This is a genomic window from Streptomyces sp. NPDC101227 (assembly GCF_044767545.1).
In the GTDB taxonomy this organism is placed as follows: Bacteria; Actinomycetota; Actinomycetes; order Streptomycetales; family Streptomycetaceae; genus Streptomyces.
On the sequence record NZ_JBIWOD010000001.1, the window covers coordinates 733,990 to 757,125 of the forward strand.

The window sequence follows — 23,136 nt, forward strand, 5'->3', positions numbered from 1 at the left end:
CGGGAGGGTGTTGTGGCCTTCGGAGGCCGCTCGATGTCACCCGCTGCCACCCGAAGCCGTGCGCCCGACGCTGTTGGGTGCACGGCGGTCGCGTTGACGGTGATGAGATGCGTCACTCCCGCCCGCACCCGCAAATTCCGGACATAACACCATGAAGGGCAAGGTCGATATGCCCGATATCTCACTCGATAAGGCATTCATTCCCGCCTTGCCGTGATGGGCGCCTTGCCGCGAAACCCCACGAACCCCACCTGACGCTTCCTCAATCCCATTCCCCTTGGTAAACACGTCCGAATCATCCCCAAGTGGCATGGGACGCGCACCATGATCGACCGCAACACCTCGGACCAGCACATATTCGCGTTCGACCTCGCCGAGCACGAGACGCGGCGCCGGACCGAAGTCCTCGCGGCGCTGGGCGACACCTGGAACCCCATCGAGGTGATGGAGGCCGAGGCGGAGGCCCAGCGGCTCCTCTACTCCGGCCTGGACGCCGAGCAGCAGGCCACCTACGACATGCTGGTCGCCGCGAACGTCCTGCCGCCCTCCGGGCAGGCATGAGCATGCTGCCGCTCGACCCCACCGCCGATATCGGCCGCCGGGCCTGGGTGCCGTGCCCCCGGTGCGAGGACGACCGGGACTGCGCCGTCTGCCTCGACGGCCGGACCTGCGCCGACCACTGGCGCTACCTCCTGTCGAACAAGGGCAGCTTGCTGCACCTCCAGTGCCCCAACTGCACCCACCTGTGGGCCTGGCAGTCGGCCTTCGGAGCGGGCGACCGCGGTCGCCCCGCCCCCTGACCCGCTGCCGCTGACTGACCTCGCCGGACGGCGGTCCGTCGGATGGCCCCGCAAGGAACGCCGCCCGGCGTTCGTCGTCCGCCGGCGCGGTGGACTGCGGCTCGTCCCGCCACAGCAGCCGCAGGGCTGGTCCGGGCAGACCTCCCGCGAAGGGGCGGTCACCGAAATCGCAGATTCCGGTGCCGCTCAGCGCTTCGTACTCACCGGCGGCGAGCCCCGTGCGGCTCGCCCTGCCGACCTCGCCGGCCCACTCCGGGAAGACGCGCCGGCCACGATGCGATCGAGGAACGCCGCCCACTATGTGCGCGTTGGTGGACATCCCCGAAGATCGTGGCGCGGTAGCGTGCGCGCATGGAGCTGCGCGCACGATCGCTTTGGCTGTTGACCGAACCGCTGCACGCCCTCACCTACTTCGACGAGGAGTGCCGCGGCCTGGGCAAAGCCCTTGGCCTCAAGGGCTTCTGGATGGGCTACTTCGCCGCCCGCACCGCGCCGCTGGGCGCCGTGGAGCCGGCGCTCGCCACCGCCGTGCTGGGGGTCTTCGCGCCCGGCATGATCGCCCGTGCGCTGCCCGCGGCCTGGGGGATCGTCGGCCCGGCGCATGTGCTCGAGGAGCGCGCCCGCCGCGCCGCCGACGCCCTGCGCAGGATCCATCCCGGCCTGGACGAGACGGCCGCCGAGCTGTCGGGACCGCTCCTGACGATCGTGGGGGAGGCCCCCACCGTCGCGCGGCCGCTCTTCGCCGCGAATCGCGCGCTGTGCGACCACGCCGACCCGGTCGAGCGCCTGTGGCAACTGAGCACCGCAGTACGCGAGTTCAGGGGCGACGCACACCTCGCCGTACTCGCCGACGAAGGACTCGACGGCTGCGAGGCCCTGGTCCTCGCCGTCGCCTCCGGCCGCGTGCCCAAGGACACCATGCGGCAGGACCGCGGCTGGACCGAAGAGGAGTGGGCGGCCGCCGCCGACCGGCTGCGCTCCCGCGGTCTGGTGGACGAACACGGCGAGGCGACCGACCGCGGCCGGCAGGAGCGGACCCGCATCGAGGCGGAGACCGACCGCCTGGCGGCCCGCCTGCTCGGCCCGCTCTCCAGGCCGGAGACCGACCGGCTCCTGGGCGGGCTGGAAGACGTCGTACGCCGCATCCTGGCCGCGCAGGTGCTGCCCTTCCCCAATCCGATCGGCCTGCCCCATCCCGCCGAGAGCGAGTCCTGGGGCTAGGCGACTGACCCACAGCGTTGCCGAAAGAGCCCCAATAGCCTCAGCTGTCAGACCGCTCCGGTAGCTCAGCTGTCAGGCCGCTCCGGCGCCTTGCGACCGAGGGCGCCCCGCCTGCCGACGTGGGACTGCGCGTGCTGCGGGATGTGTACGAGTCGGTTGGCTGGGCTGCGCTATCTCGGCGGGTGGACCCGCCGAGCGCGCAGTCTCCCGTCACCGGCTCATATGCGGGCGCCCCCACGGCCGTTGAACCTCTGCTCGAGATCCATCGTGTCGGACGCGGGCGGCGCCTTGACCGTGACCGGCTTGTTGACGTCGAAGAAGTGGACGGTGAGGTCCAGCGGTCCCCGGACCGTCCGCGCGCGCTCGCGGAACTTCACCGTACGGTCGTCGGGCCCGACCCACAGGTCGAGCTTCAGTGTGCGCACGCCAAGAGCCTTGAACCGCTCGATCGTCCTCTGGCGGCGCTCCGCGCCCAAGGCACCCTTGGAGTTCGCCCGCTTCAGCAGCTTTTCCACCGCGACGGTGCCGACGTAGTGCGTCGCCTTCACGCCGTCGACGGTCTCCTCGCCGACCTTCTTGACGTCACCGGACTGCGCCAGCAATGACGCCTGCGCCGCCGGGTCCTGGTCGGCCTGCTGCCGCATTCCCCCGAAGCCGCCCGCACCGCCGGCGCCCTTCCCCTTCATCCGGAACTTCAGCCAATGCTTGCCGTGCATGGCGGCGGCCGCGCGCTCGCCCCCACCGACGTACATCGTGTCGCCGATGAGCCGCACCGAGAACTCGCCCTCCTTCTCGCCGCCGGACGCCGTCATCCGCATGTCCATGGCCCGCGGGCGGAGGCTCAAGGACACCTTGCCCTTGACGGTCCCCTGATCGCCGACCTTGCCGTCGATGCGGTACGACACCGAGTTGAGCTTGGCGCCCTTGTCGACGGCCTTGCGCACCGCGGCTACCGGCGCGGCATTGAACGTCTCCGGCTTGGCCGACCGGTCGCGCGACCCACCGCCGGGCGACGTACACGCCGCCGTGCCGCACAGCATCACGCCGGCGAGCAGGGCCCCCGCGGTACGGACCGAAGAACGGGAAAGTGCGAGCGAAGAACGATGAGCCATGGCCCCCCCAAGAAGTGCGGACATGAAGCGCGGCGCATGAACCGTGGCTCAGGAACCGCGGATCGGCGACCACTCGAATGCCTGTCTGACGGAGACAGTAACCCACCCCACTGACACTCGGCCGTGCGCACCTTCGCGGCCGGGCTGACAGAGGCGCAGCTCAGGTGCTGCGTCACGCGTATACGGCGCTCTTGGCGAACGGTCAAGGCCCCTGCAAGGATATTTTCAGTTGGTGTGTGGATGCGTGCTTTGGGGTGCTTTGCAAGACAAGATCGGATCACCTGCGGAGGTGCGGCGTTGTCAGGGTATGGAGCCTAGAGAGTTGTGGGACCGCAACGCCGTACTCGCGGAAGCGTTTTGTCTTCGGGATGAGGGAGTGCGCGAGGCCCAGGCCAGGCTGGACGAGGCGCAGGCCGACCGGTCGCGGGTCCTGGCGGCATTTGCGGTGACCGTGGGCAGCACGGGTGCGGTGGCGGGCCTGTTCGGCCTGAACGAGCGGGAAGTGCGGATCGCCCGGCGCACGGTGGGCAAGGATGATGCCCGCGCGGTCGCCGAGCAGCTGCTCGCCGCGGCTCCCACCGCGGTGGCCCGGGACCCCGAGGCCATGGGATCCGAGGCCGATTCCGCTGCCCCGCACTCTTCCGACGCCGGCGCGTCCCCTTCCGGAACCCGCCCGACCGCCACGCCTCGCGAGAGCCGGGAGAGTCCGGGGGCGACGCCGGAGCCCTCATGGTCGGCCGCCCTGGACGCCGTACTGGTCGGCAGCTGGCAGACCGGCGTGGATCTGCGGGAACTGGCCAATGAATTCGGCCTCGATTTCAGCCGACTGCTCGCCCGTGCCCAGCAGTTGGCGGCTCAGGGACGGTTCCACCAGCACGGCGGCGAGACCCAGGTGGGGCGCCACCGACGTGGCCATGGCGATCTGCACGAGGCCGAGTGCACCATCCCGGCACAGCAGACCGCGGCCTGGAACGCCGCCGCTTCCGGCAACGCAATGGGATCCGCCTGGCACCCCGGAACGACGCAAATGGCCGACACCGTGGCGGATATGGCCGCCCTCGCCCCCGACTGGGACAGCGCCCTCGCCCCGTGGGGGACCATCACGCAGCCCCACGAGGAACCCGAGCCGGCCCACCAGCCCTGGACCCAATACCACCTCAGCTCCTGACCCGTCCCTTTCTTGCTACGTACCCCGCCCCGCCTCGGTGACCGACCGGCGGGGCTTTGTCGGCCCTGCGGGCGAAGGCCCGTAGCCCCCGGCGGAGCGAGAGGGCGCGGGAGACAGGGGAGACCCGGGGAAGGGGAGAGGAGGAGATGGAGCGATGGAGGGAAGGGAAACCGTGGCGGACAACGGAGCTCCCGCGGGACCGCTGGACGGGAGAGTGGCACTGGTGGCCGGCGCCACGCGCGGCGCCGGGCGCGCGATCGCGGTGGAACTGGCCCGAGCGGGCGCCGCCGTTTACGCCACCGGACGCAGCAGCCGGACGGCCGGCCGCTCGGAGATCGACCGGCCGGAGACCATCGAGGAAACCGGCGAACTCATGGCCGCCACCGGGGGTACCGGCACGGCTCTCCGGGTGGACCACCTCGACGGCGATCAGGTGCGGGACCTCGTCCAGCGCATCGACCGTGACCACGGCCGCCTCGATGTGCTGGTCAACGACATCTTCGGCGGCGATGCCTACGCCCAGTTCGGCACCACGCTGTGGGAGCACGGCCTCCCCGGGGGCCTGCGGATGCTGCGGATGGGCATCGACACCCACGCGATCACCAGCCATTACGCGCTGCCGCTGCTCATCCGTCGCCCAGGCGGACTGGTGATCGAGATGACCGACGGCACGGCGGAGTACAACGCGGCCTACCGCCACCATGAAGGCTTCTTCTACGACCTGGTCAAGGCCGCCGTCCAGCGCATGACCCTCGCGCAGAGCCATGAACTCGCCCCGTACCGCTGCGCGGCCGTCGCCGTGACCCCCGGCTGGCTGCGCTCGGAGAAGATGCTGGAGGCATTCGGCGTGACCGAGGAGAACTGGCGGGACGCGACGACCCGAGTGCCGCACTTCTGCATCTCGGAATCCCCGACGTACGTCGCCCGCGCGGTGACCGCGCTCGCCGCCGATCCGGACGTCGCCCGCTGGACGGGAAACGTCGTCTCCAGTGGTCAGCTCGCCCCTCTCTACGGCTTCACGGACAAGGACGGCACCCAGCCGGACTGCTGGCGCTATCTCGTGGAGGTCCAGGACGCGGGCCTTCCCGCCGACGACAGCGGCTATCGCTGAGGGCGACGGAGCGGGACAGAGGGAAGGCGCCTGCTGCGGAATTCGTAACGACTGAAGGCCCGGTCAACGAATTTAGTGGAATCGATCGCCCCTGTGATGTGGAATCGGTACGATCCCTCTTCGTCGACCACCACACCCAAGGAACCGCCCATGACCACCCCGGCCCCCGACCGGCCCCTGTCGCCAACGGAACGCACCCGCCACCGCCGCCTGCGTGAGCAAGGCAGCCCGGACCGGCGCGAGCTGGATGCCGTACTCGCGGAAGGGTTCGTGTGTCATCTCGGGGTGACGGTGGACGGCACCGTGATGGTCGTCCCCACCGTCTACGGCTCGGACGGCGGCACGCTCTACCTGCACGGCTCGGTGGCGAGCCGGAGCCTCGTCGCGTCACCGGGGGCGACGGTCTGTGTGACGGTCACCCACGTCGACGGGCTCGTCCTGGCCCGCTCCGTCTTCGAGCACGGCGTCAACTACCGCAGCGCGATGATCTACGGGGTTCCCCGGCTGGTCACCGACGAGGACGAGAAGCTCGCCGGGCTGCGGTGCCTCACCGAGCAGTCGGCACCGGGCCAGTGGGACTACGCCCGGCGCCCCAGCCGCAAGGAACTGGCCGCCACCGCACTGCTCGCCCTCTCCCTCGACGAGGCGTCGGTGAAGATACGCACCGGCCCGCCGGAGGACGGGGAGGGCCCGGATGCCGAACTGGGGGTGTGGGCCGGGGTTCTGCCCCTGCACACCACATGGGGTGCCCTCCAGCCGGACCCCCATCTGCCCTCCGCCATCGCCGCGCCGCCGCATCTCGCGGGGCGCGCGGGCACCGCCACACGGCGATCGGTGCGCTGACGGCCCAGGCATCGGCCCGCGGCCGTACAACCTTCCGTGGCGATGGACGGTCTCCCTCTCGCTGAATGATCGCCTCCGGGAGAAACCATGCGCCGCGCCGCCGCCACTGTCGTCCTGACCACCGTCTGTTTCGCGCTCGCGGCCTGCACCGCGGAGCCATCCGGCCCTGGCCGCGCATCGAGGCCCGCAGCCCCCACGCCCGCAGCCCCCACGTCCGCGGCGCCGATGCCCGCCGTCCCGCCGCGCGCCACCGCGGAGCCCCTCGGCCCCGAGGAGAAATTCACCCTCCGCGGCGGCAACGGCCAGGCGAGCGCGCCCGTTCCGCATCTGGTGGGCGAGGGGCTGCGCGACGCCCGCGAGGCAGCGCGAGCCGCGGGCTTCCGGTCGGTCCACACGCACGACATGCTCGGCCGGGACCGCACACCGGCCGCCGACCGGAACTGGAAGGTCTGCACGCAGACCCCCGGGGTGCTCGGGCGGGCCAACACCGCCATCACCATCGATCTCGGCGTGGTGAAGCGCGACGAAGGCTGCTTCGACGACGTCTGAGAGCTACCGAGAGCGACCGGAGAACGATCGGGAAACCATGCGGGAACCATCGGGAGAGCTGGCTGCGCACCATCGAGCCGGCCCCGAGCGACAACACCCGGCGGGCCCGTTCAAACCCGGCTGCCGACCGCCGCCGACGGCCTGGTGCGCAGCGCCCCCCGGTCGACAGCAGCGTGGCACCCAGGATCAGGACGAGTGCGGAAACGACCACGGAGATCAGGACCGACGGCGGGCCGGCGGGCAGGGCCCGGTCGAGAACCGCGCGGCTCACGGGAATCAACGTCGCGGCCGCGACCAGCGTGCCGAGCGCGATGCCGGCCGGCGCGCTCAGCAGCGCCTCCACCGTCATCATCCGCAGGACCTGGGCACGAGTGGCGCCGAGAGCCTCGACCGGCACCGCAGCATCAACGGCACGGCCCCCGTGGTTGACTAACCGCGCGCGCCCATCCGCCGCCGATGCCCGCCGAGACAACCACCCGCCGGCGCTCCGTCCGCGGCCGGCGACGCATCTGCCTGGTGCAGTTCGAGCTGTCTACTCCACCGCATACAGCAGCTTGTACTCAGCACCATCCGCCTTGAAGTGCAGACTGCGCTCACCCGGCGTATCCGTAATCCACTGCCTCCCGAGCTTGTCGCCCTCACCCGGGTCGTCGTCCTCCCCGAGAGAGACGGCGATCGTCCCCGTGAAGTCGCAGTCGTACTTGACGGTGTACATCCGGTCTCCCCGCACCGTCCCGTTCCACACAGTGCCGCGATTCTGGACAACAAGCCTCGGCTCGTCGGAGCCGCTCCAGTCCTCAGTCGTGACGCGCTTGAGCTTCTCCAGATACAGCTTGGCCATACCGTCCCCTGTGCAGGATCCTTCTCGACACTGCACATCCTGCCGAGCCTCAGTAAACGATCACTAAACGAATGGCCCCGGCGCTCGACGCAGAGGTGATGCCCCGGCCGGGGCAGGCGAGGCCTCCTGCCAGGACGCCCAAGCGGCCACCGCTTCCTCCGTCATGAAAGACGTCGGGCGGCATCGTCGGCGGTACAACGACCTTGCCCACCGCGCCCATCGATGTCCGATAGCGTCCCGCCAAGCACTACATTCCGGGGGGACATGTGGACGAGGGGAAGGCAGCGCTTTACGCCGCCGTCATCAGCTTCGCGGCCGCCATCATCGGCGCCGCCGTCGGCGGATGGGCCAGCTGGCGAGCAGCGCGGCACAGCGCCGACGCGGCTGTGCGAGCGGCCGTCGAGCAGGTTGCTGGGCAAGCAGACAATGAACGAAGGCATTGGGTGCGACAAGAACGCCGTACCGCCTACGCATCAGTGATCGATGCATACATGACCTTTACGAGGACCGCGGCGACCCTCAGGGCCGGGCTCGGCGAGGACGACCCTTTGGCGGTGTACGAGCGGCTGGCCGAACTCGGCATGGCGTGCAAAAGGCTCGCCCTCTTCGGGCCCGAATCCGTTGAAGATGCGGCATTAGAACTGAAGGGGCGTGCCGACCGAATAGTCACCCAGCGCTCCGAAGCCGGAGTGAGTGCGAGTGCAGGTGTCGCCTTGAGCGCCTTCCTCGCCGCGTGCAAAGAGGCCTTGTCAGTGAATGACGAAGACTGACAATTGGCAGAGCTGAGTCCCACCCACTCGGACGGGACTCACCGCACGAACCTTCACACCGCCACGGCTTCCTCCTGCAGGCATCGCGCCGGAGACCGCCGGCAGCGCGACGACCGTGCCCACCGCCTCCGACAAGCAAACAGGAAGGCCCTCCGCGCGTTGAGGGTCCGTGGCGTACCGGGCCGCCGCGTGGGGCGCTCCCGTGTCCGCCGGCCCCGGGTTGCCGTCCACCTCGCAAGTGGGTGACCCGGGGCCGGCCTTCTGTGGCTAAGCGGGAGACAAGTGGGAGGCGATCACGGAAATCGCCCCCGAAATCCTGCGAGTGTCTGCGGGGATTCGCGTGTTCGGGCTAGCGCGAACACGCTGTGAAAGAGCCGCCCTCACCCCGCCGTTTCCCCCGCATGTGGCGCCAGTACCCCGGCCCCGACCAGGGCGAAGAGCGCGATGCCCAGCAGGATCCGGTAGATGACGAACGGCATGAAGGACTTGTTGGAGATGAACTTCATGAACCAGGCGATGACGGCGTAGCCGACGACGAAGGCGATGACCGTCGCGAAGAGGGTGGGGCCCCAGGCGGTGTGGCCCTCGCCGGCGTCCTTCAACTCGAAGACGCCCGAGGCGAGTACGGCCGGGATGGCCAGCAGGAAGGAGTAACGCGCGGCGGATTCACGGGTGTAGCCCATCAGGAGGCCGCCGCTGATGGTCGCACCGGAGCGGGAGACGCCGGGGATCAGCGCCATCGCCTGGCAAACGCCGTACAGCAGGCCGTCCTTGACGGAGAGATCGGCGAGGTCCTTGCGCTGCTTGGCGGCGCGGTGCCGGCCGCCGGCCTCGTCGCGGGCGGCCAGCCGGTCGGCGATGCCGAGCACGACGCCCATCACGATCAGAGTGGTGGCGATCAGCCGCAGATCGCGGAACGGGCCCTCGATGGCGTCCTTGAGCACGAGGCCCAGTACGCCGATCGGGATGGAGCCGACGATCACCAGCCAGCCCATCTGGGCATCGTGGTCGTGCCGCAGCTCCCGGTTGAAGAGCGAGCGCGCCCACGTCGAGATGATCCGGGCGATGTCCTTGCGGAAATAGATGATGACGGCGGCTTCGGTGCCGATCTGGGTGATCGCGGTGAACGCCGCACCGGGGTCTTTCCAGTCGGCGAACGCCGCGGTCAGACGGAGATGCGCGCTGGAGGAGATGGGCAGAAACTCCGTCAACCCTTGGACGAGTCCGAGGACGAAAGATTCAAACCAGGTCATGGGGACGACATATCCAGGGGTGATCGAGCGCTTGCCTGCGCGCGGGGACAAAAGGGACAGTGGTCGCGGATGCGGATCATCGGCGGCCGCAGGCAGGGTAACGCCCGGAGATGACCGGCCCGTCAAGAGCCCCGTACCGCCCCGCTACCGCCGGCCACCTGGCCGCGTCGCCCGCCGCCAACGGCCGTCCGCAGGTAAATCGTTCGACGCCGGACCCGGCGCCCGGCACCATATGACGCATGTTCCGGCACGCCTTCCTCTCCCTGCCGTCCGCAGCCGCGGACGCGCCGAAGGCTGCCGTCGATTTCTTCCCGGCCGCGGCCGCAGCTGCCGCAGTCGCCGCAGCCACCGACGGCGCACGAAGCTGACCCTCTCCGGATCGTCCGGCGGACCCCACAGGGGGAGGGTCGGAGTGGCTCAGGGGTCCCCACGGCGCCAAGTCGCCGTCCTCACCGCATCCTTGCGAGGAAGAACACCATGCCCAAGACGGCATACGTGCGCACCAAGCCGCACCTGAACATCGGCACCATGGGCCACGTCGACCACGGCAAGACCACCCTGACGGCCGCCATCACCAAGGTCCTCAGCGACCGGGGCAGCGGCACCTTCGTACCGTTCGACCGGATCGACCGGGCCCCGGAGGAGGCCGCCCGCGGGATCACCATCAACATCTCGCACGTCGAGTACGAGACCGACACCCGGCACTACGCCCACGTCGACATGCCGGGCCACGCCGACTTCATCAAGAACATGGTCACCGGCGCGGCGCAGCTCGACGGCGCGATCCTCGTCGTCTCCGCGCTCGACGGGATCATGCCGCAGACCGCCGAGCATGTGCTGCTCGCCAAGCAGGTGGGCGTACGGCACATCGTCGTCGCCCTCAACAAGGCCGACGCCGGCGACCCGGAGCTCACCGACCTGGTCGAGCTCGAGGTGCGCGAGCTGCTGAGCGTGCACGGCTACGACGGGGAGCACGTCCCCGTCGTACGGGTCTCGGGGTTGCGCGCCCTGGAGGGGGACCCGCGCTGGACGGAGGCGATCGGCGCGCTGCTGGACGCCGTGGACACCTATGTCCCGATGCCCGAGCGCTATGTCGACGCTCCGTTCCTGCTGCCGGTGGAGAACGTCCTGACCATCACCGGGCGCGGCACGGTCGTCACCGGCGCCGTCGAGCGCGGCACGGTGCGCGTCGGCGACCGGGTGGCCGTGCTCGGCGCGGACACCGAGACGACGGTCACCGGGCTGGAGACCTTCGGCAAGCCCATGGAGTCGGCCGAGGCCGGGGACAATGTCGCGCTGCTGCTGCGTGGCCTGCACCGCGACCAGGTGCGTCGCGGACATGTCGTCGCGGCGCCGGGCAGCGTCACCCCGCGACGCCGGTTCACCGCCGAGGTCTATGTGCTGTCGACGGAAGAGGGCGGCCGCCGTACGCCGCTGTCCACCGGCTACCGGCCGCAGTTCTACATCCGGACGGCCGATGTGGTCGGCGACCTCGACCTCGGGGACCGCGCGGTGGCCCGGCCGGGCGAGACGGTGACCGTCTCCGTCGAACTGGGCCGTGCGGTACCGCTGGAGCGCGGCCTCGGCTTCGCCATCCGCGAGGGCGGCCGGACGGTCGGCGCGGGCACGGTCCGCTCCGTGGCCGAGTGAGGCACCTCACCAGGGCGTGACCCTGCGCCCCGCCCCAATCCTGGGGCGGGGCGCAGTCGCCTGTCCCTGCGTACGGCCGGGATGCGAGACTGCTCGCCCGGAGGGTGAACGTGCGCGGGTGCACGGGAGCCGGGGCGCCCGTGCACCGGTACGTCCAGGCGCACGGTCCATGGATCCACGGGACAGGGAGGGACGTCCGATGGCGGGTACGGCACTGGTCCTGGGCGGCGGAGGGCTCACCGGCATCGGCTGGGAGATCGGGATGCTGGCCGGTCTCATCGACGCGGGAATCGACCTGACCTCCGCCGACGTCGTCATCGGCACCTCCGCCGGCTCGATCGTCGGCGCCCATGTCACCTCCGAACGGCTCACGCTGGAGGAAATGTACGAGCGCCAGCTGGCCGCGCCCGAGGCCCGGTCGGCCGCGCGGATGGGCCCGGCGGCGATGGCACGGTTCGCCGCCATCGCGCTGCGCTCGCGGGACGCGGCGTCCTTCGGCGCCCGGATGGGACGGCTCGCCCTGGCGGCCCGTACCGTCCCGGAGGCGGAACAGCGCGCGGTGATCGCCCGGACCCTGGACAGCGCCGACTGGCCGGCGCGACGGCTGGTGATCACGGCCGTGGACGCGGCGACCGGGGCGCGGACCGCTTTCGATGACACCAGCGGTGTGTCGCTGATCGACGCGGTGACCGCCAGCTGCGCCGTTCCCGGGGTGTTCCCGCCGGTCAGCCTCGACGGCAAGCGGTGGATCGACGGCGGTGTGCACTCCAGCGCCAATGCCGATCTGGCCGCCGGGTACAGCCGCGTCGTGGTCATCGCGCCGATGGCGGTCAGCGGCGGGCCGATCGCCGCCCCGCGTACACAGGGCGAGACGCTCGCCCGCCAGGGAGCCCGGGTCCGTGTGATCACACCCGACCGGGCGGCCAGGGCGGCGTTCGGGCGCAATGTCCTGGATCTTGCCAAGCGCGCGGACGCGGCCCGCGCCGGACGCCGCCAGTCGGCCGACCACGCCGAGGAGATCCGTCGGATCTGGTCGGAGTGACCACCGTCCCGCCCGGCACAATGGGACGGTGAATGAGCACACCGGGCCCACGGACGACCGCATCGGTTCGGCGAACGACCGCACCAGGTCGGCAGACGATGCCGCCGGACCGGCGGCCGCGCCCCCCGCACCGGCGGCCGATGAGCCCGATCCGGACGAGCCGATACCCGTCACCCGGACCGTGGACCACGGCATCGCCAAGCTGATGCCGGACGTCGACCGCCCCCGCGCATGGCTGCTGACGGTCGACGGCGCGCCGCAGTCGTATGTGGACCTCGACGCGCCCGGGCACCTGGAATTCGAGTACGTCCGCAGGCTGGCCCACGTCCTGGACGAGGCCGCGGCCCCGGGGTTGCCCCTCGACGCCCTCCACCTGGGCGGCGGCGCGCTGACCCTGCCCCGCTACCTGGCCGCCACCCGCCCGCGCTCCCGCCAGGACGTGATCGACGCCGACCGGGGGCTGATCGCGCTGGTGACGGAACACCTGCCGCTGCCCGCGGGCTCCGGCATCGAGATGCGCGCACAGGACGCCCGTACGGCACTGGAGGCGGCGCCGGAGCACAGCGCCGATGTCATCGTGGCGGACGTCTTCGGCGGCTCGCGGGTGCCGGCCCAGCTCACCTCGGTCGAGTACGCGCAGGCCGCGGGGCGGGTGCTGCGCCCGCACGGCGTGTACGCCGCCAACCTCGCCGACAGTGCGCCGTTCGGCTTTCTGCGCGGCCAACTCGCCAATTTCGCCACGGTCTTCCCGCACCTGGCGCTGATCGCCGAGCCCTCCGTACTGCGCGGCCGCCGCTTCGGCAATGCGATCCTGCTCGCCTCGCGTACGGAGCTGCCGCTCGCCGCGCTGGCCCGGCGGGTGGCCGGTGACGCCTTCCCGGCCCGGGTCGAGCACGGCGCGGCGCTGCGGCGGCGGATCGCGGACGCGCGGCCGGTACGGGACGCCGAGGCGGTCCCGTCACCGGAACCGCCGTCGGGAGCCTTCAGCCTCGGCTGACGCGGCGGACCGACGGGCCCGCGCGGCGCTGCGGGCCCCGCTCGTGTCACGCCGAGTGCTCAGCGGCCGCCGGGTGCTCGGCGGAGGGGGCGGAGTGGTGGCCGCTCGACGGCGTGCCCCGGCGCACCAGTTTCCGTACGTCGCGCACGCACAGCACCGCCGCCGTCAGCAGCGCGACCAGCGCGGAGCAGCCCCACAGCGCGGCCGGCCGGCCGATGAGGTCCTGCACCGGGCCGGCCAGCGCGGTGGCCGCCGGGACCCCGACCAGGGAGCCGAACCAGTCGTAGGAGGAGACCCGGGAGAACTTCTCCTCGGGGATTTCCTGGTGCAGCGCCATCATCCACGTCACCGAGAAGACCTCGATGGCGATGCCGGTACCGAACATGATCGCGGTCAGCCCGGCGGTGGGCAGCGGCACGGCCAGCGCGGCGGAGGGCAGCGCGAGCGGGAAGACGCAGAGCGTGCCGGTGAGCAGGATGCGGCGCGGCTTGATGCGGGTCATCAGCAGCGCGCCGCCGACCGTTCCCGCGCCGAACGCGGCCATCGCCAGGCCCCACGGCCCCGCGCCGCCCAGATGTTCCTCGGCGACCAGCGGCCCGTAGACCGCCTCGGCCGCCACGATCACGGCGTTGACGAGGGAGAACTGCACCACCACCGCCCACAGCCAGCGCCGGGAGGCGACTTCGCGCCAGCCGTCCCGCAGGTCGTGCAGCATCCCTCCGCCGGGGGTGCGCGCGGGGACCCCGCTGACGTCGAGGAACGCCCGTAGCGCTCCGGCGAGGGCGAAGCAGGCGGAGTCGACGGCCAGCACCCAGCCGGGGCCGACGGCGGCGACCAGCGCTCCGCCGAGTGCCGCGCCGCCGATGCTGGCGCCGTTCATGCCCATCCGGAACACGGCGAAGGCGCGCCCCGAGTGCTCGCCGGAAACGCTGGCGAGCACCATGCCCTCGGAGGCCGGGGCGAAGAACGCCTGCCCGGTGCCGCCGAGCGCGGCCAGCGCCGCCATCTGCCACAGCGGCGGGTCCCCGGTCAGTACGAGCAGCGCGAACACGCCCTGGGAGACGCAGTTGAGGGCGTTCGCGGCGACCATCACGCGATGCCGCGGGAGCCGGTCGGCGAGTGCGCCGCCGATCAGCAGGAACAGGACGAGCGGGAGCGTACGGGCGGCGGCGACCAGGCCGACGTCGGTGGCCGACCCGCCGGCGGCGAGCACCGCGAACGCGGTCGCGATGTGAGCTCCGGAGCTGCCGAGGCCGGCGATCACGGTGGCGCCGGTGAGCAGCTGGAAGTTACGCCCGGCCCACGTGGGGCGGGCCGTCACCACGACCGCACCGGCCGGGGCCGTATCGCGATCGGGTGGTGCGCGCTTCGTCGGTCTCGTCGGTGTTGTCCTGGCCACATGGGCGTCAACGATATGCGGGGCCGGAGGAGCGCGGCACGCCGTTTTCCGGGTGCACGGGAAGCCCGTCGAGGTGGAACGGGGCGCGCTCTCTTCCCAACCTAAGCTACCGCTAGGTAACATGCCGCCATGTCCTCCGAGACCCTGCCGTCGATCGGCGAAATGATGTCGGCCTCCGTGCCGATGGTGCGCACCCTGAACCTCGAGTTCACCGAGACCACCGCCGAGCGCGCCGTGGTCCGCATGCCGGATCAGTCCGACTTCCACAACCACGTCGGCGGGCCGCACGCCGGCGCGATGTTCACCCTCGCCGAGTCGGCGAGCGGCGCGATCGTGATGACGGCCTTCGGCGACCAGCTCGGCCGCGCGGTGCCGCTGGCCGTACGCGCCGAGATCGGCTACAAGAAGCTCGCGATGGGGCCGGTCACCGCGACCGCCGAGCTCGGCAGGGCGGTGGCCGACGTGGTCGCCGACCTGGATGCCGGCGAGCGCCCGGAGTTCCCGGTGAAGGTCACGATCACCCGTGAGGACGGCGCCGTCACCGGCGAGATGACCATTGTGTGGACGCTGCGTCCCAACAAGTGAGCCAGTAGGCGAAGACCGCTCCCGGCCCGTCGTGCCCTGCACGGCGGGCCGTCGTCGATCCGCGTCCGAACCGGGCGATCGAGTACGCTTCCCGGGCGCGCTGTTACGGCGCGCCGGGGGTAATGACCGGCCCGGTGGCATCTGCGGCCGGGCAGCGGCCCACGGGGGCCCTACACCAAGTGGAGGAAGCTGCTTTGCACATCCAGGAGTGGCTCGAGACCGTACCGGCCGTGAGCGTCTACCTCCTGGTGGGGGTGGTCATCGGAGTGGAGAGCCTGGGGATTCCGCTGCCCGGTGAGATCGTCCTCGTCAGCGCGGCGATCCTCGCCGCGACCACGGACCACATCAACCCGTTCGTGCTGGGCGCCTGCGCGTCCGTCGGCGCGATCGTCGGTGACTCCATCGGGTATCTGATCGGGCGCAAGGGGGGCCAGCCGCTGCTGGACTGGGCCGGCCGGAAGTTCCCCAAGCACTTCGGCCCCGACCATGTCGCGATGGCCGAGGAGAAGTTCGAGAAGTGGGGCATGTGGGCGGTGTTCATCGGCCGCTTCATCGCCCTGCTGCGCATCTTCGCCGGGCCGCTCGCCGGCGTGCTGAAGATGCCGTACTGGAAGTTCCTGATCGCCAACATCCTCGGCGGCATCGTCTGGGCCGGCGGCACCACGGCGCTCATCTACAGCCTCGGCATCGTCGCCGAGTCGTGGCTGCGGCGGTTCCAGTGGCTCGGCCTGGTCGCCGCGCTGCTCTTCGGCCTCGGCTCCTTCCTGGTCATGAAGCGCCGCGCGAAGAAGGCGGCGGCCGAGCGGGAGGCGCAGGCGCAGGACCAGGTCCCGGCGGCGGTCGACTGACGGTCGTCAGGCATGCGCCGTCATCATGCGATCACCGGCCCGGTAGCGCTCGCTACCGGGCCGGTGGTGTTTCGGCGTCATCGCAGCGGTCAGGGTGTCGACCAGACGTCGGGGCCGCCGTCGCGCCATTCGATGAGGCGGGTGTCGTCCCAGGTGAACTCCGCGGTCGGGAATCCGGCCCGGCGCAGATACGCGGCCACGTCGCCGCGGCGCAGCGCGCGGCCCAGGTCCTGTCCGTAGAGCGTGACGCGGCGGCCGCCGGTGCAGGGCGGGTGCACGATCACGGGAGCACGCTTCATGCCCTCCAGGATGTGGCCGGCCCGGCGCATCCGCATCCCGAACGCGAACGCCCGGTCACGCTGTGTGGTCATCGCCGGCGGCGGGGCCGGTCGCCGCACCGGGGCAGGCGCCTCAGGAGCCCGTACGGAGCCGGGAGAAGAACGGGGCCGGCCGCACCCCGCCGCTGCGCCGCCACCACCGGACGCCTCGGCCGGCATCCGGCGCGGAGCTCCCCTCGCGCACCTCGCGGCGCAGCGCGGCGAGCATATTGCGGGCCCCCGCGATGAACAGCGGATCCCCGACGAGCTTCTTGGCCGCCAGCGCCTTGCGGCAGGCGCGCAGCGCCGCCTCCGGACGGCCATGAGCCCGTTCGGTGAGGGCGCGGGCGTACAGGATGGTGGAGTGCAGCCAGAAGTCACCGTCGGAGTGCCGCAATGCCCAGGCTCGGCGGGCGGCCGCCGCCGCACCCTCCGCGTCCACCGCCGACAGCGCGATGGCCAGCAGCGCCCAGCTGTGGGCGGGCCCGGGGCCGAACCACGGGTCCGTCGAGCGGTGCCCGGCCGCCTCCTCCAGGCACGCCACCGCCGCCCCGGTGTCCTCCCGGTACAGCGCCAGCACACCGTGCGCATGCGCGATACGGGCCAGCCCGTCGGAGTCCGCGTGCATCACGGCCGCCGTCCACGCCTGGTCCAGCAGCGCCTCCGCGGCGGTGAGCGCATGCTCCTGCGCGGCGAGCCAGCCGGCCAGCCACAGCGCCCGGGCGCGCAGCGGGGTGTCGTCACGGGAGAGCAGCAGCAGTCGCTCCAGATGCGCCCGGCCCTCGCGGCGGAAGCCGCACGCGCCCCACCGGAACCACAGCGAGACCGCGATCTCCAGGGCGCCGAGCGCATCGTCCGCGTCCTGCGGCGGCCGGGTCAGCGCCGCGTCGAGATGGTGCTGCTCGTCCTCCACCAGCCGGACGGCGATCTGCTGGTCGGGTCCCTGCCAGGCGATCTGGGCCTCGGCCGCGAGCGCCGCACAGGCCTGCCGGAACCGGCGCAGCGCCGCCGACTCCTCGCCCGCCTCGCGCAGCTGGTTCCGCCCGAAGTCCCGGGCGCCGCGCGGAAGTCGGTAGCGGGGCGGCAACGCGGCCCGGGTGTCTTGCGGGGCGCCGCCGCCCTCCCGTACGCGTTCCAGTACGGAGGCCAGTCGGAGCCGTTCCAGCGCGGCGTCGATGTCCGGTGCAGGAACGTCACTGCTGGCGCAGACACACCCCGCGAGCCAGGGGTCGAAATCGCCGGGCAGCACCGAGAGCCGCGCCCATACCCGCCGCTCGGTGGGTGAGCAGAGGGCGTAGCCGGCGGCGTGTGCCGCGTAGAGAGAGGTGTGCCGCGCGGTCGGCGCCGGGCCCGAGTAGAACAGCGGGCCGTCCGCGTCCACCTGCGCCGCGAGCTGCGGCAGCGACATCCGGTCCAGCTGTCCGGCGGCCAGTTCGATCGCCAGCGGCGAGCCCTCCAGCGCCTCGCACACGGCGACGAGCAGCTCCGGAGCGGCCGCCCCGGTCCGCGCGGCCAGCAGCTCGACGGCCGCCCCCGCGATCCCCTCGCCCAACGTCACCGGGAGCGGCCCGAGCTCGACCACCCGCTCCCCGGGCAGCCCCAGCGTCCGGCGGGACGTCGCCACGATCCGCAGCGCCGGTTCGGCCCGCAACAGCCGCCGCACCAGCCGCGCGCACGCCTCGACCAGCGGGTCGCAGTCGTCCAGCAGCAGGATCGCCCGCTGGCGGACGCAGTGCGCGGCCAGTGCCGCGAGGGCGGGGCCGCCCGCCGGGTCCGCCCGCTCGGGCCGGCCGTGGGGCGGTCCGTACGGGCACGGGGCGCCACCGGCGACGGCCGGCGCGGCGGCGGGCAGGCCGACGGCCCGGAGCAGAGCGTCCGTCAGAGCGCCCTCGGCCAGGCCGTCCCAGCAGCCGATCCGGATGAGCGTGCCGCCGTGCCGCGCGAGATGTTCGTCCAGTACGGCGCGGGCCAGCACGCTCTTGCCCACTCCCGCGGCCCCGGTGAGCGTCACCAGGGCGGAGCCGTCCAGCAGCCCGGACAGCCGCTCGTGCTCAACGGCCCGTCCCACCACCTCGGGCAGTGGCCGGCCCTCGGCCCACGCGCTCATCCGTCATCCTCGTCCACGGCACAGCCCCGCGCCGTCCTATGGACGACCAACGATGCCAGAACCGGCCGTCCGGCAAACAGGCGAGTGCCCTTATCTATCGAGGGAAACGCGGCGGGGACGCTTGACGTGAAGGAAGGGCGGCGGCGCCCCAGGGGACGCTCAGCCCTCCGGGGTCCGGACCGACTCCCGGTGCTGCGCCGCGAGTTCGAGGTACATCGCGGCATTCAGCTTTATCGTCTCGCGCTCCTCGTCGGTCAGCTCCCGCTTGACCTTCGCCGGCACCCCGGCGACCAGCGAACCCGGCGGCACCCGCATGCCCTGCGGGACCAGCGCCTGAGCGGCGACCAGCGAGCCGGCGCCGATGTGCGCGCCGTTGAGGACGGTGGCGCCCATGCCGATCAGGACGTCGTCCTCGACGGTGCAGCCGTGCAGGACCGCGTTGTGCCCGACGGAGACCCGCTCGCCGACGGTCACCGGGAAGCCGGGGTCCACATGCACCGTGCAGTTGTCCTGGATGTTGCTGTCGGTGCCGAGCACGATCGGGCCGCAGTCGGCGCGCAGCACCGCGTGGTACCAGACGCTCGACCCCGGCGCCATCCTGACATCGCCGAGCACGACGGAGGTGGGCGCGGTGAAGGCCGCCGGATCGATCGCCGGCTCCTCGCCGGCCACCCCTGAAATCAACGCCCGTCCTGCCATGTCCGTATCTCCTTGCCGAAACCGTGCCGCGCCAACAGCACCGTAGACGACGGCCGCACCGGCGGGCGGGTGCGGCCGCCGGTAGGGCGAAGATCACAGCGCGGGCGCGACCGGCCGGCCGGTGCGCTGAGTACGGTGTGCGGGTGCCGTCAAATCAGAACGTGTTCTCATCCCTTGCGGCCTGGCGGCGCCGGGCCGTCTCGCGCGCCGTCCACCGTGGCGTGCGCTGGGTGAGGCGGACCGCGGCCGTCACGGCCGAGCGGCCCGGCCCGTACCGCTTCCGCCGGATCGGCGCCGGCGCCCGGCTGGCCTTTCCGCAGGGCACGGTCTTCGGCGACCCGTGGATCGAGATCGGCGATCACTGCATCATCGCCCAGGACGTGACCCTCACGGCGGGCATGATGCCCGACCTCGATCTCGGCCCGGAGCCCATCCTCACCCTGGGCAACGGCGTGGTCCTGGGCCGCGGCAGTCATGTGATCGCGGATGTCCGGCTGACGATCGGTGACGACTGCTTCTTCGGCCCCGGGGTGTATGTCACTACCACCAACCACAGCTATGACGATCCCGAGGTACCGGTCGGCAAGCAGTGGCCGCGCACCGACCCCGTCAGCATCGGCGCCGGCAGCTGGATCGGCACCGGGGCGGTCATCCTGCCCGGGGCGCGGCTGGGCAGGAACGTGGTGGTCGCGGCCGGCGCGGTGGTGCGCGGCGAGGTGCCCGACCATGCGGTGGTCGCCGGCGCGCCCGCCAGGGTCGTCCGCAGCTGGGACCCCGAGGCGGGCTGGCAGCCGCCGCTGCGTACGCCGACGCCGGTGCCGATCCCCGAGGGCGTCACCCCGGAGCAGCTGCTGGCGCTGGAGGGATGGGAGCCGGAGGAGGCCGGGGCGGCGGCCGACGGGGCGTACGAGGCTTCCTGAGCCGGGTACCGGACGAGGCTTTCTGGGCCGCCGTCGGCCGCGTCGGCCCGGGGCGCTCAGCCGCCGGTTGCGAGCAGGGCCGTACCGGCCAGGGCGAGCGAGGCGCCCGCCGTCGGGACGGCGGGCATCCGCTCCGATCCGCATCCCCCGGGCACCGTCGAGCTGATGCACGTCCGGTCCGGCACGCTCGCGCTCGTCGTGGACGGCGAGGGGCACACGGTGGCCGCCGGGGCCTCGGCGACCTTCGACGGCAAGGCGGCGCACGAATACCGCAACGACGGACCGGATCCGGATCCGGTCGAGATGGCCATGTCGGTGATCATCCCGCCGGGGCGCTGATCATCCCCTGAGACGGGCCGTCCCGGATGGCCCCGTGCCTGTTAGCTTGACAGTCATGAGCGTGCCGATGGATGCCTTCGACGATGTCCGCCCCGCCGCCGAGTGCCTGGACCTGCTGGTGGAGCCGGTGGCCGCGGCGATCGCCGACTGGCGCGGCTCCGTGCCGGTGCAGGAACTGCGCTACGTGGACACCGATCCGGCCATCGCGGACACCGAGTCCCTCGTCGAGCGCCACGGCGGCTGGCTGCTGCAGCAGTCGGCGAACTGCGTCGTGGTGGCGGGCAAGCGCGGCGGCGAGATCACCCTCGCCGCGTGCCTGGTCCTCTCGCACACCCGGGTGGACGTCAACGGCACCGTCCGCCGCCAACTGGGCGCCCGCAAGGCCTCGTTCGCGCCGATGGACACCGCGGTCGGCGACACCGGGATGGAGTACGGCGGCATCACCCCGATCGGCCTGCCCGCCGGCTGGCCGCTGCTGGTGGACGCCGCCGTCGCGGACATCCCGTACGCGCTCATCGGCAGCGGCAGCCGCCGCGGGAAGCTGATCGTGCCGGGCAAGGCGCTGGCCGAACTGCCGGGCGTCACCGTCCTGGACGGGCTGGGCGTCGGGTAACTCCGGCTCCCCGGCCGCTATTCGGCCCGCTCCGCCTGCCGGGTCCGCGCGCGGGAGCGCAGATCCAGCGACAGTGGAGTGGAGTGCTCGGTGAAGCCCAGGCTCCGGTACAGCGGCTCGGCCTCGTCCGTGGCATGCAGATCGACGCGGGTGACGCCCAGCTCGGCGAGGCGGCCCAGCAGCGCCTCCGTGGTGGCGCGCGCATAGCCGCGGCCGCGGTAGCGGGGGTCGGTGCAGACGCTGAAGACGAACGCGAAGCGCCCCGACGGATGTCCGGGCGCGGGCAGCCGCTCCTCTATCCGCCCGACCGCGCAGGCCGCCAGATGCGGCGCCCCCGTCGCCTCGCCGTCCACCACGAACGCAACCAGCGGCGCATCCGGCCCGCTCAGCTGGCGTCGCGCCACCGCCTCCGCCTCCCGCTCCCAACTCCCGGGCTCATCACGCCCGTTCATGGCCAGGAACATCAGTCGACGCAGCCGGACGAGCTCGGCGGCGTCTTCGGGGAGCGCGGCGCGGGGCGTGATCATAGACGGACGCTAACGCACCCGGAACTCAGGCCAAACGGGGTATCTCAATGGCCGGACAACGGTCCATGACCATGGCGAGACCGGCGGCGCGGGTGCGGGCGTAGGCGGCTTCGTCGACGACGCCGAGCTGGAACCAGACGGCCTTGGCGCCGATCGCGACGGCCTCGTCGGCGACGGCTCCGGCGAGGTCACTGTTCACGAAGGTGTCCACGACGTCGACCGGGAAGGGAACGGCATCGAGGGACGGATAGCCCACCTCCCCGTGCACGGTCTCGGCCTTCGGGTGCACGGGCACGATCCGCTTGCCGTAGCGCCGCAGCACGTCGGCGACGCCGTACGCGGCGCGCCGCTGGTTCGAGGACAGCCCCACGACGGCCCAGGTGTCCCCGAGCTCGGTCAGGATCCTGCGGATCGTCGCCGGGTCGCCGTACATAGCTGCCTCCTGTAGTCCACCGTGCATGGGGTTCATCGCGTTCATGGTCCCGCTGCAGCACAACGAACGGCCGGCCGCGCTGATTCCCGCCCCGGCCCGACGGCGGTGGCGATGACGTTCCCGGACACGCAGACGCCCCGCCCGAAGGGGAAGACGGGCGGGGCGAGTTCTTGTGGGTCAGTTGGCGCCGCCGACCACCGCGGCCCCGACGACCGGGCTGCCGTTCGTGGTACGGGCCGGCTTGCCGATCGCCGCGCCGCCGGCCACCGGCTCGATCCCGGCGGCCGCCGAACCCGGGCGCAGCGCACCCGCGGCCGGCTCCTGCCCCTCTTCCGCCTGCTGCCCGGCCCCGGCCGCCGCGATCGCCGCCCGGAGCGGCTCGGTCTCCACCAGCATGCTCACCGGACCGGTCGGGTTCAGATACAGCGCATGCCCCGGCGGCAGCTGCTCGATGAGCTCGGCGACCGGCCGCCGGTCGTACAGCAGCCGTCCCACCGACTCGAGGTAGCCGGGGGAGGTGTAGACGGGGATCACTGGGGTGCCCTCCGGCGAGGCCGCGGCCAGCGGCGTACCGGTGGCGGTCACCAGGACCGAGACCTCCGCACGGGCCAGCGTCGCATGGACGTCATGAGCCGGACCGTAGCCGGTGGCGGCGAGCTGTACCGCTCCGTCGACGGCGTCGGCCGGCTCCGCCCAGTCCAGCGCCTGCGGCGACGGCCGGTACTCGGGGTTGTCCCGCCACTCCTCGATCTCGCCGGTCGGACCGGACCGCCACTGCCCGATCAGCGCCCACAGCGGTGGCGGCCCCTCGCCCTGCCAGGTCAGATCGACCATGGCCAGCCAGTGATCGGGTGCGCTGCGCGCCGCCTCGATGACCTCCGGCGGCGGCTCGGGCATGTCGTCGCCCGTCACCGGAACGCCCGCCGTCATCGCCGACTGTGTGCTCTCGTCCATGAAGCCCTCCGCCAACCCGCCGTTCCGTTCCTGAGTGC

General features: G+C 72.1%; 27 protein-coding genes and 1 pseudogene. 17 read left to right on the forward strand and 11 right to left on the reverse strand.

Annotated features, from left to right (window positions below; genetic code table 11):
- Positions 1 to 324: 324 nt before the first annotated feature.
- The 3 genes from ACIRPT_RS03360 to ACIRPT_RS03370 all read left to right on the forward strand — a co-directional run bounded on the left by ACIRPT_RS03360 (position 325) and on the right by ACIRPT_RS03370 (position 2,021).
- Complete coding sequence (locus ACIRPT_RS03360) at positions 325 to 561, forward strand: DUF6400 family protein (protein WP_403498598.1); 237 nt, start codon at positions 325 to 327, stop codon at positions 559 to 561.
- 2 nt (positions 562 to 563) lie between these two features.
- Entirely contained in the window at positions 564 to 800 is a 237-nt protein-coding gene (locus ACIRPT_RS03365; protein WP_403821786.1) for a hypothetical protein, read from the forward strand.
- Between the two features lie 351 nt (positions 801 to 1,151).
- Entirely contained in the window at positions 1,152 to 2,021 is an 870-nt protein-coding gene (locus ACIRPT_RS03370) for a hypothetical protein (RefSeq protein WP_403821443.1), read from the forward strand.
- Between the two features lie 218 nt (positions 2,022 to 2,239).
- On the opposite strand, the gene ACIRPT_RS03375 is transcribed toward ACIRPT_RS03370, so the two are convergent.
- Positions 2,240 to 3,133, reverse strand: a complete 894-nt coding sequence (locus tag ACIRPT_RS03375) for a hypothetical protein (protein WP_403821446.1) — start codon at positions 3,131 to 3,133, stop codon at positions 2,240 to 2,242.
- Positions 3,134 to 3,509: 376 nt separating this feature from the next.
- Between ACIRPT_RS03375 and ACIRPT_RS03380 the strand changes: the two genes are divergently transcribed.
- From ACIRPT_RS03380 to ACIRPT_RS03395, 4 genes are all read left to right on the forward strand, one after another.
- Positions 3,510 to 4,301 carry a hypothetical protein gene (locus tag ACIRPT_RS03380; RefSeq protein ID WP_403821449.1) on the forward strand — a complete coding sequence of 264 codons (792 nt, stop codon included), beginning with the start codon at positions 3,510 to 3,512 and terminating at the stop codon, positions 4,299 to 4,301.
- Positions 4,302 to 4,455: 154 nt separating this feature from the next.
- Positions 4,456 to 5,412: an SDR family oxidoreductase gene (locus tag ACIRPT_RS03385; RefSeq protein ID WP_403821452.1), complete on the forward strand. Its 957-nt coding sequence runs from the start codon at positions 4,456 to 4,458 to the stop codon at positions 5,410 to 5,412.
- Between the two features lie 150 nt (positions 5,413 to 5,562).
- The gene (locus ACIRPT_RS03390; RefSeq protein ID WP_403821455.1) at positions 5,563 to 6,255 is read left to right on the forward strand and encodes a pyridoxamine 5'-phosphate oxidase family protein; all 693 of its coding nucleotides are present in this window, start codon (positions 5,563 to 5,565) and stop codon (positions 6,253 to 6,255) included.
- An 87-nt stretch (positions 6,256 to 6,342) separates the two neighbouring features.
- Positions 6,343 to 6,804, forward strand: coding sequence for a hypothetical protein (locus tag ACIRPT_RS03395; protein WP_403821458.1), 462 nt, complete (start codon positions 6,343 to 6,345; stop codon positions 6,802 to 6,804).
- On the opposite strand, the gene ACIRPT_RS03400 is transcribed toward ACIRPT_RS03395, so the two are convergent.
- Positions 6,749 to 7,201, reverse strand: a complete 453-nt coding sequence (locus tag ACIRPT_RS03400) for a hypothetical protein (protein ID WP_403821461.1) — start codon at positions 7,199 to 7,201, stop codon at positions 6,749 to 6,751. The genes ACIRPT_RS03395 and ACIRPT_RS03400 overlap by 56 nt on opposite strands.
- 135 nt (positions 7,202 to 7,336) lie before the next feature.
- Positions 7,337 to 7,645, reverse strand: a complete 309-nt coding sequence (locus tag ACIRPT_RS03405; protein WP_403498612.1) for a hypothetical protein — start codon at positions 7,643 to 7,645, stop codon at positions 7,337 to 7,339.
- Positions 7,646 to 7,911: 266 nt separating this feature from the next.
- Here ACIRPT_RS03405 and ACIRPT_RS03410 point away from each other — a divergent pair, with 266 nt between their 5' ends.
- Entirely contained in the window at positions 7,912 to 8,415 is a 504-nt protein-coding gene (locus ACIRPT_RS03410; RefSeq protein ID WP_403821464.1) for a hypothetical protein, read from the forward strand.
- 380 nt (positions 8,416 to 8,795) lie between these two features.
- Here the strand turns inward: ACIRPT_RS03410 and ACIRPT_RS03415 are convergent, their stop codons facing one another.
- Positions 8,796 to 9,668 carry an undecaprenyl-diphosphate phosphatase gene (locus tag ACIRPT_RS03415; protein WP_403821467.1) on the reverse strand — a complete coding sequence of 291 codons (873 nt, stop codon included), beginning with the start codon at positions 9,666 to 9,668 and terminating at the stop codon, positions 8,796 to 8,798.
- A gap of 239 nt (positions 9,669 to 9,907) precedes the next feature.
- On the opposite strand from ACIRPT_RS03415, the gene ACIRPT_RS03420 reads away from it, so the two are divergent.
- The 4 genes from ACIRPT_RS03420 to ACIRPT_RS03435 all read left to right on the forward strand — a co-directional run bounded on the left by ACIRPT_RS03420 (position 9,908) and on the right by ACIRPT_RS03435 (position 13,357).
- Positions 9,908 to 10,036: a hypothetical protein gene (locus ACIRPT_RS03420; RefSeq protein WP_403821470.1), complete on the forward strand. Its 129-nt coding sequence runs from the start codon at positions 9,908 to 9,910 to the stop codon at positions 10,034 to 10,036.
- Between the two features lie 109 nt (positions 10,037 to 10,145).
- Positions 10,146 to 11,318: an elongation factor Tu gene (tuf, locus tag ACIRPT_RS03425; RefSeq protein WP_403821473.1), complete on the forward strand. Its 1,173-nt coding sequence runs from the start codon at positions 10,146 to 10,148 to the stop codon at positions 11,316 to 11,318.
- Positions 11,319 to 11,517: 199 nt separating this feature from the next.
- Complete coding sequence (locus ACIRPT_RS03430) at positions 11,518 to 12,360, forward strand: patatin-like phospholipase family protein (protein WP_403821476.1); 843 nt, start codon at positions 11,518 to 11,520, stop codon at positions 12,358 to 12,360.
- Between the two features lie 205 nt (positions 12,361 to 12,565).
- Positions 12,566 to 13,357 (forward strand): spermidine synthase, encoded by a 792-nt coding sequence (locus tag ACIRPT_RS03435; protein ID WP_403821788.1) that lies wholly within the window; start codon positions 12,566 to 12,568, stop codon positions 13,355 to 13,357.
- 46 nt (positions 13,358 to 13,403) lie between these two features.
- On the opposite strand, the gene ACIRPT_RS03440 is transcribed toward ACIRPT_RS03435, so the two are convergent.
- Complete coding sequence (locus ACIRPT_RS03440; protein WP_403821479.1) at positions 13,404 to 14,681, reverse strand: MFS transporter; 1,278 nt, start codon at positions 14,679 to 14,681, stop codon at positions 13,404 to 13,406.
- A 204-nt stretch (positions 14,682 to 14,885) separates the two neighbouring features.
- Between ACIRPT_RS03440 and ACIRPT_RS03445 the strand changes: the two genes are divergently transcribed.
- The gene (locus ACIRPT_RS03445; RefSeq protein ID WP_403515989.1) at positions 14,886 to 15,341 is read left to right on the forward strand and encodes a DUF4442 domain-containing protein; all 456 of its coding nucleotides are present in this window, start codon (positions 14,886 to 14,888) and stop codon (positions 15,339 to 15,341) included.
- Between the two features lie 194 nt (positions 15,342 to 15,535).
- Positions 15,536 to 16,189, forward strand: coding sequence for a DedA family protein (locus ACIRPT_RS03450; protein WP_403515992.1), 654 nt, complete (start codon positions 15,536 to 15,538; stop codon positions 16,187 to 16,189).
- Between the two features lie 89 nt (positions 16,190 to 16,278).
- On the opposite strand, the gene ACIRPT_RS03455 is transcribed toward ACIRPT_RS03450, so the two are convergent.
- From ACIRPT_RS03455 to ACIRPT_RS03465, 3 genes are all read right to left on the reverse strand, one after another.
- The gene (locus ACIRPT_RS03455; RefSeq protein ID WP_403821482.1) at positions 16,279 to 16,560 is read right to left on the reverse strand and encodes a hypothetical protein; all 282 of its coding nucleotides are present in this window, start codon (positions 16,558 to 16,560) and stop codon (positions 16,279 to 16,281) included.
- 40 nt (positions 16,561 to 16,600) lie between these two features.
- Positions 16,601 to 18,613, reverse strand: a complete 2,013-nt coding sequence (locus ACIRPT_RS03460; RefSeq protein ID WP_403821485.1) for an ATP-binding protein — start codon at positions 18,611 to 18,613, stop codon at positions 16,601 to 16,603.
- A 159-nt stretch (positions 18,614 to 18,772) separates the two neighbouring features.
- The gene (locus tag ACIRPT_RS03465; protein WP_403821488.1) at positions 18,773 to 19,312 is read right to left on the reverse strand and encodes a gamma carbonic anhydrase family protein; all 540 of its coding nucleotides are present in this window, start codon (positions 19,310 to 19,312) and stop codon (positions 18,773 to 18,775) included.
- 143 nt (positions 19,313 to 19,455) lie between these two features.
- Here ACIRPT_RS03465 and ACIRPT_RS03470 point away from each other — a divergent pair, with 143 nt between their 5' ends.
- The 3 genes and pseudogenes from ACIRPT_RS03470 (at position 19,456) to ACIRPT_RS03480 (ending at position 21,184) form a co-directional block, all read left to right on the forward strand.
- Positions 19,456 to 20,232 (forward strand): acyltransferase, encoded by a 777-nt coding sequence (locus ACIRPT_RS03470; protein WP_403821491.1) that lies wholly within the window; start codon positions 19,456 to 19,458, stop codon positions 20,230 to 20,232.
- Positions 20,233 to 20,364: 132 nt separating this feature from the next.
- Positions 20,365 to 20,571: pseudogene (locus tag ACIRPT_RS03475) on the forward strand (cupin domain-containing protein); the annotation flags it as partial.
- A 55-nt stretch (positions 20,572 to 20,626) separates the two neighbouring features.
- On the forward strand, positions 20,627 to 21,184 hold the full coding sequence (locus ACIRPT_RS03480; RefSeq protein WP_403821494.1) for a YbaK/EbsC family protein: 558 nt from the start codon (positions 20,627 to 20,629) through the stop codon (positions 21,182 to 21,184).
- 17 nt (positions 21,185 to 21,201) lie between these two features.
- Here the strand turns inward: ACIRPT_RS03480 and ACIRPT_RS03485 are convergent, their stop codons facing one another.
- The 3 genes from ACIRPT_RS03485 to ACIRPT_RS03495 form a co-directional block, all read right to left on the reverse strand.
- Positions 21,202 to 21,711 carry a GNAT family N-acetyltransferase gene (locus ACIRPT_RS03485; RefSeq protein ID WP_403821497.1) on the reverse strand — a complete coding sequence of 170 codons (510 nt, stop codon included), beginning with the start codon at positions 21,709 to 21,711 and terminating at the stop codon, positions 21,202 to 21,204.
- Positions 21,712 to 21,736: 25 nt separating this feature from the next.
- Positions 21,737 to 22,144: a CoA-binding protein gene (locus ACIRPT_RS03490; RefSeq protein ID WP_403821500.1), complete on the reverse strand. Its 408-nt coding sequence runs from the start codon at positions 22,142 to 22,144 to the stop codon at positions 21,737 to 21,739.
- Positions 22,145 to 22,321: 177 nt separating this feature from the next.
- Positions 22,322 to 23,098 (reverse strand): type VII secretion system-associated protein, encoded by a 777-nt coding sequence (locus ACIRPT_RS03495; RefSeq protein WP_403821503.1) that lies wholly within the window; start codon positions 23,096 to 23,098, stop codon positions 22,322 to 22,324.
- Positions 23,099 to 23,136: the final 38 nt, after the last annotated feature.

Excerpts from the sequence above, each read along its gene's own strand:
- ACIRPT_RS03360 (WP_403498598.1), top strand. The coding sequence starts at position 325 with ATGATCGACCGCAACACCTCGGACCAGCACATATTCGCGTTCGACCTC.
- ACIRPT_RS03365 (WP_403821786.1), top strand. The coding sequence starts at position 564 with ATGCTGCCGCTCGACCCCACCGCCGATATCGGCCGCCGGGCCTGGGTG.
- ACIRPT_RS03370 (WP_403821443.1), top strand. The coding sequence starts at position 1,152 with ATGGAGCTGCGCGCACGATCGCTTTGGCTGTTGACCGAACCGCTGCAC.
- ACIRPT_RS03375 (WP_403821446.1), bottom strand. The coding sequence starts at position 3,133 with ATGGCTCATCGTTCTTCGCTCGCACTTTCCCGTTCTTCGGTCCGTACC.
- ACIRPT_RS03385 (WP_403821452.1), top strand. The coding sequence starts at position 4,456 with ATGGAGGGAAGGGAAACCGTGGCGGACAACGGAGCTCCCGCGGGACCG.
- ACIRPT_RS03390 (WP_403821455.1), top strand. The coding sequence starts at position 5,563 with ATGACCACCCCGGCCCCCGACCGGCCCCTGTCGCCAACGGAACGCACC.
- ACIRPT_RS03395 (WP_403821458.1), top strand. The coding sequence starts at position 6,343 with ATGCGCCGCGCCGCCGCCACTGTCGTCCTGACCACCGTCTGTTTCGCG.
- ACIRPT_RS03405 (WP_403498612.1), bottom strand. The coding sequence starts at position 7,645 with ATGGCCAAGCTGTATCTGGAGAAGCTCAAGCGCGTCACGACTGAGGAC.
- ACIRPT_RS03415 (WP_403821467.1), bottom strand. The coding sequence starts at position 9,668 with ATGACCTGGTTTGAATCTTTCGTCCTCGGACTCGTCCAAGGGTTGACG.
- ACIRPT_RS03420 (WP_403821470.1), top strand. The coding sequence starts at position 9,908 with ATGTTCCGGCACGCCTTCCTCTCCCTGCCGTCCGCAGCCGCGGACGCG.
- tuf (WP_403821473.1), top strand. The coding sequence starts at position 10,146 with ATGCCCAAGACGGCATACGTGCGCACCAAGCCGCACCTGAACATCGGC.
- ACIRPT_RS03430 (WP_403821476.1), top strand. The coding sequence starts at position 11,518 with ATGGCGGGTACGGCACTGGTCCTGGGCGGCGGAGGGCTCACCGGCATC.
- ACIRPT_RS03435 (WP_403821788.1), top strand. The coding sequence starts at position 12,566 with ATGCCGGACGTCGACCGCCCCCGCGCATGGCTGCTGACGGTCGACGGC.
- ACIRPT_RS03445 (WP_403515989.1), top strand. The coding sequence starts at position 14,886 with ATGTCCTCCGAGACCCTGCCGTCGATCGGCGAAATGATGTCGGCCTCC.
- ACIRPT_RS03455 (WP_403821482.1), bottom strand. The coding sequence starts at position 16,560 with ATGACCACACAGCGTGACCGGGCGTTCGCGTTCGGGATGCGGATGCGC.
- ACIRPT_RS03460 (WP_403821485.1), bottom strand. The coding sequence starts at position 18,613 with ATGAGCGCGTGGGCCGAGGGCCGGCCACTGCCCGAGGTGGTGGGACGG.
- ACIRPT_RS03465 (WP_403821488.1), bottom strand. The coding sequence starts at position 19,312 with ATGGCAGGACGGGCGTTGATTTCAGGGGTGGCCGGCGAGGAGCCGGCG.
- ACIRPT_RS03480 (WP_403821494.1), top strand. The coding sequence starts at position 20,627 with ATGAGCGTGCCGATGGATGCCTTCGACGATGTCCGCCCCGCCGCCGAG.
- ACIRPT_RS03485 (WP_403821497.1), bottom strand. The coding sequence starts at position 21,711 with ATGATCACGCCCCGCGCCGCGCTCCCCGAAGACGCCGCCGAGCTCGTC.
- ACIRPT_RS03490 (WP_403821500.1), bottom strand. The coding sequence starts at position 22,144 with ATGTACGGCGACCCGGCGACGATCCGCAGGATCCTGACCGAGCTCGGG.
- ACIRPT_RS03495 (WP_403821503.1), bottom strand. The coding sequence starts at position 23,098 with ATGGACGAGAGCACACAGTCGGCGATGACGGCGGGCGTTCCGGTGACG.